At 49.0% G+C, this 5,309-nt stretch carries 1 tRNA gene and 3 rRNA genes; all 4 read left to right on the top strand.

The annotated features are described in order from the left end of the window. The first annotated feature begins 207 nt into the window (after window positions 1-207). The 4 genes from ODU39_RS10150 to rrf all read left to right on the top strand — a co-directional run bounded on the left by ODU39_RS10150 (window position 208) and on the right by rrf (window position 5,308). Window positions 208-1,756 (top strand): 16S ribosomal RNA (locus tag ODU39_RS10150). Window positions 1,757-1,809: 53 nt separating this feature from the next. Continuing rightward, window positions 1,810-1,882 (top strand) — tRNA-Ala (locus tag ODU39_RS10145). Between the two features lie 300 nt (window positions 1,883-2,182). Beyond that, window positions 2,183-5,086: ribosomal RNA gene (locus tag ODU39_RS10140) — 23S ribosomal RNA — on the top strand. A 106-nt stretch (window positions 5,087-5,192) separates the two neighbouring features. Next, window positions 5,193-5,308 (top strand): 5S ribosomal RNA (rrf, locus tag ODU39_RS10135). Together the 16S, 23S and 5S rRNA genes with 1 tRNA gene alongside form the textbook arrangement of a ribosomal RNA operon. Window position 5,309: the final 1 nt, after the last annotated feature.

The following is a 5,309-nucleotide window of genomic DNA, read 5'->3' as shown; positions in this document are numbered from 1 at the left end:
AAAAAAGTTTCAAAAAAGTGTTGACAAAGTTTCCAAGAAATGATAAACTAAGATAGTTGTCGCGAGATCGCGATAACGAACAAGACCTTTGAAAATTAAAGAAGACGAACCAAACGTGCAGGGTGATTTATCTAAGGATAAATCGTCAATGACAAAACAAAACAATAAAACGGAAAGCTAGTGATAGCTTGAGTTTGAATCAAAACTTTATATGAGAGTTTGATCCTGGCTCAGGACGAACGCTGGCGGCGTGCCTAATACATGCAAGTAGAACGCTGAAGTCTGGTGCTTGCACTAGACGGATGAGTTGCGAACGGGTGAGTAACGCGTAGGTAACCTGCCTCATAGCGGGGGATAACTATTGGAAACGATAGCTAATACCGCATAACAGTATTTACCGCATGGTAGATGCTTGAAAGGAGCAATTGCTTCACTATGAGATGGACCTGCGTTGTATTAGCTAGTTGGTGAGGTAACGGCTCACCAAGGCTTCGATACATAGCCGACCTGAGAGGGTGATCGGCCACACTGGGACTGAGACACGGCCCAGACTCCTACGGGAGGCAGCAGTAGGGAATCTTCGGCAATGGGGGCAACCCTGACCGAGCAACGCCGCGTGAGTGAAGAAGGTTTTCGGATCGTAAAGCTCTGTTGTAAGAGAAGAACGTGTGTGAGAGTGGAAAGTTCACACAGTGACGGTATCTTACCAGAAAGGGACGGCTAACTACGTGCCAGCAGCCGCGGTAATACGTAGGTCCCGAGCGTTGTCCGGATTTATTGGGCGTAAAGCGAGCGCAGGCGGTTTGATAAGTCTGAAGTAAAAGGCTGTGGCTTAACCATAGTACGCTTTGGAAACTGTCAAACTTGAGTGCAGAAGGGGAGAGTGGAATTCCATGTGTAGCGGTGAAATGCGTAGATATATGGAGGAACACCGGTGGCGAAAGCGGCTCTCTGGTCTGTAACTGACGCTGAGGCTCGAAAGCGTGGGGAGCGAACAGGATTAGATACCCTGGTAGTCCACGCCGTAAACGATGAGTGCTAGGTGTTGGGTCCTTTCCGGGACTCAGTGCCGCAGCTAACGCATTAAGCACTCCGCCTGGGGAGTACGACCGCAAGGTTGAAACTCAAAGGAATTGACGGGGGCCCGCACAAGCGGTGGAGCATGTGGTTTAATTCGAAGCAACGCGAAGAACCTTACCAGGTCTTGACATCCCAGTGACCGTCCTAGAGATAGGATTTTTCTTCGGAACACTGGTGACAGGTGGTGCATGGTTGTCGTCAGCTCGTGTCGTGAGATGTTGGGTTAAGTCCCGCAACGAGCGCAACCCCTATTGTTAGTTGCCATCATTCAGTTGGGCACTCTAGCGAGACTGCCGGTAATAAACCGGAGGAAGGTGGGGATGACGTCAAATCATCATGCCCCTTATGACCTGGGCTACACACGTGCTACAATGGCTGGTACAACGAGTCGCAAGTCGGTGACGGCAAGCTAATCTCTTAAAGCCAGTCTCAGTTCGGATTGTAGGCTGCAACTCGCCTACATGAAGTCGGAATCGCTAGTAATCGCGGATCAGCACGCCGCGGTGAATACGTTCCCGGGCCTTGTACACACCGCCCGTCACACCACGAGAGTTTGTAACACCCGAAGTCGGTGAGGTAACCTTTTAGGAGCCAGCCGCCTAAGGTGGGATAGATGATTGGGGTGAAGTCGTAACAAGGTAGCCGTATCGGAAGGTGCGGCTGGATCACCTCCTTTCTAAGGAAATGGAAACCTGTACGTGAGTCTTCTTTAATTTTGAGAGGTCTTGTGGGGCCTTAGCTCAGCTGGGAGAGCGCCTGCTTTGCACGCAGGAGGTCAGCGGTTCGATCCCGCTAGGCTCCATAGGATAGGAATCCTACTAAACTGAATAGCAGTGAAGTTGAATTCACGACTAACTTCTTAGGAAAATAGATAATCTTCCTTGTGTGTAAGACACACAGCGTCAGATTCCTAATTTTCTCCAGAAGTTTCGCAGAAGCGACCGTCGTTCATATCCTAAACTTGTCCATTGAAAATTGAATATCTATCAAACATTCCTAAACGTATGTAACAGTACGTATAGAAATAGTAACAAGAAAATAAACCGAAAACGCTGTGAATATTTAATGAGTTTTCTAATTTTTGAAAAAATTAGGTTAATAAGGTTAAGTTAATAAGGGCGCACGGTGGATGCCTTGGCACTAGAAGCCGATGAAGGACGTGACTAACGACGAAATGCCTTGGGGAGCTGTAAGTAAGCAATGATCCAGGGATGTCCGAATGGGGGAACCCGGCAGGTAATACCTGTCACTCACTACTGTTAAGGTAGTGAAGAGGAAGACGCAGTGAACTGAAACATCTAAGTAGCTGCAGGAAGAGAAAGCAAAAGCGATTGCCTTAGTAGCGGCGAGCGAAACGGCAGGAGGGCAAACCGAGGAGTTTACTCCTCGGGGTTGTAGGACTGCAATGTGGACTTAAAGAGTATAGAAGAACTACCTGGGAAGGTAGGCCAAAGAGAGTAATAGCCTCGTATTTGAAATATTCTTTATACCTAGCAGTATCCTGAGTACGGCGAGACACGCGAAATCTCGTCGGAATCCGGGAGGACCATCTCCCAACCCTAAATACTCTCTAGTGACCGATAGTGAACCAGTACCGTGAGGGAAAGGTGAAAAGTACCCCGGAAGGGGAGTGAAATAGAACCTGAAACCGTGTGCCTACAACAAGTTCGAGCCCGTTAATGGGTGAGAGCGTGCCTTTTGTAGAATGAACCGGCGAGTTACGATATGATGCGAGGTTAAGTTGAAGAGACGGAGCCGTAGGGAAACCGAGTCTTAATAGGGCGCATTAGTATTATGTCGTAGACCCGAAACCATGTGACCTACCCATGAGCAGGTTGAAGGTGCGGTAAGACGCACTGGAGGACCGAACCAGGGCACGTTGAAAAGTGCTTGGATGACTTGTGGGTAGCGGAGAAATTCCAAACGAACTTGGAGATAGCTGGTTCTCTCCGAAATAGCTTTAGGGCTAGCGTCGACATTTGAGAATCTTGGAGGTAGAGCACTGTTTGGATGAGGGGGCCATCTCGGTTTACTGATTTCAGATAAACTCCGAATGCCAATGATTTATGGTCGGCAGTCAGACTGCGAGTGCTAAGATCCGTAGTCGAAAGGGAAACAGCCCAGACCACCAGCTAAGGTCCCAAAATAATTGTTAAGTGGAAAAGGATGTGGGGTTGCACAGACAACTAGGATGTTAGCTTAGAAGCAGCTATTCATTCAAAGAGTGCGTAATAGCTCACTAGTCGAGTGACCCTGCGCCGAAAATGTACCGGGGCTAAAACAATTTACCGAAGCTGTGGATAACACTTAGGTGTTATGGTAGGAGAGCGTTCTATGTGTGAAGAAGGTATACCGTGAGGAGTGCTGGAACGCATAGAAGTGAGAATGCCGGTATGAGTAGCGAAAGATGGGTGAGAATCCCATCCACCGTAAGACTAAGGTTTCCAGGGGAAGGCTCGTCCGCCCTGGGTTAGTCGGGACCTAAGGAGAGACCGAAGGGTGTATCCGATGGACAACAGGTTGATATTCCTGTACTAGAGTATGAAGTGATGGAGGGACGCAGTAGGCTAACTAAAGCGGGCGATTGGAAGTGCCCGTCTAAGCAGTGAGGTGTGATATGAGTTAAATGCTTGTATCTGTAACATTGAGCTGTGATGGGGAGCGAAGTTAAGTAGCGAAGTTAGTGACGTCACACTGCCGAGAAAAGCTTCTAGCGATGTATCATACTCTACCCGTACCGCAAACCGACACAGGTAGTCGAGGCGAGTAGCCTCAGGTGAGCGAGAGAACTCTCGTTAAGGAACTCGGCAAAATGACCCCGTAACTTCGGGAGAAGGGGTGCTGACTTACAGTCAGCCGCAGTGAATAGGCCCAAGCAACTGTTTATCAAAAACACAGCTCTCTGCTAAATCGTAAGATGATGTATAGGGGGTGACGCCTGCCCGGTGCTGGAAGGTTAAGAGGAGGGTTTAGCGCAAGCGAAGATCTGAATTGAAGCCCCAGTAAACGGCGGCCGTAACTATAACGGTCCTAAGGTAGCGAAATTCCTTGTCGGGTAAGTTCCGACCCGCACGAAAGGCGTAATGATTTGGGCACTGTCTCAACGAGAGACTCGGTGAAATTTTAGTACCTGTGAAGATGCAGGTTACCCGCGACAGGACGGAAAGACCCCATGGAGCTTTACTGCAGTTTGATATTGAGTATCTGTACCACATGTACAGGATAGGTAGGAGCCTATGAAGTCGGGACGCCAGTTTCGACGGAGGCGCTGTTGGGATACTACCCTTGTGTTATGGCTACTCTAACCCGGATAGGTTATCCCTATCGGAGACAGTGTCTGACGGGCAGTTTGACTGGGGCGGTCGCCTCCTAAAAGGTAACGGAGGCGCCCAAAGGTTCCCTCAGAATGGTTGGAAATCATTCGCAGAGTGTAAAGGTATAAGGGAGCTTGACTGCGAGAGCTACAACTCGAGCAGGGACGAAAGTCGGGCTTAGTGATCCGGTGGTTCCGTATGGAAGGGCCATCGCTCAACGGATAAAAGCTACCCTGGGGATAACAGGCTTATCTCCCCCAAGAGTTCACATCGACGGGGAGGTTTGGCACCTCGATGTCGGCTCGTCGCATCCTGGGGCTGTAGTCGGTCCCAAGGGTTGGGCTGTTCGCCCATTAAAGCGGCACGCGAGCTGGGTTCAGAACGTCGTGAGACAGTTCGGTCCCTATCCGTCGCGGGCGTAGGAAATTTGAGAGGATCTGCTCCTAGTACGAGAGGACCAGAGTGGACTTACCGCTGGTGTACCAGTTGTCTTGCCAAAGGCATCGCTGGGTAGCTATGTAGGGACGGGATAAACGCTGAAAGCATCTAAGTGTGAAACCCACCTCAAGATGAGATTTCCCATAACTTTATGTTAGTAAGAGCCCTGAGAGATGATCAGGTAGATAGGTTGGAAGTGGAAGTGTGGCGACACATGTAGCGGACCAATACTAATCGCTCGAGGACTTATCCAAGATAAGTAACGAAGACGTTACAAATTAAACTAGAGTCAATATTGACAGCGTTGGTAAAACTTGTTAGAATATAGATATTCAATTTTGAGTTGACAAGACTCAGTAGTTAAGTGACGATAGCCTAGGAGATACACCTGTACCCATGCCGAACACAGTAGTTAAGCCCTAGAACGCCTGAAGTAGTTGGGGGTTGCCCCCTGTTAGATACGGTAGTCGCTTAGCA

It is taken from the genome of Streptococcus sp. 2021WUSS126 (assembly GCF_044427255.1).
GTDB lineage: Bacteria > Bacillota > Bacilli > Lactobacillales > Streptococcaceae > Streptococcus > Streptococcus hashimotonensis.
Note: the sequence above shows the minus strand (reverse complement) of the source record. Positions and strands in the feature narration are given on the sequence as shown.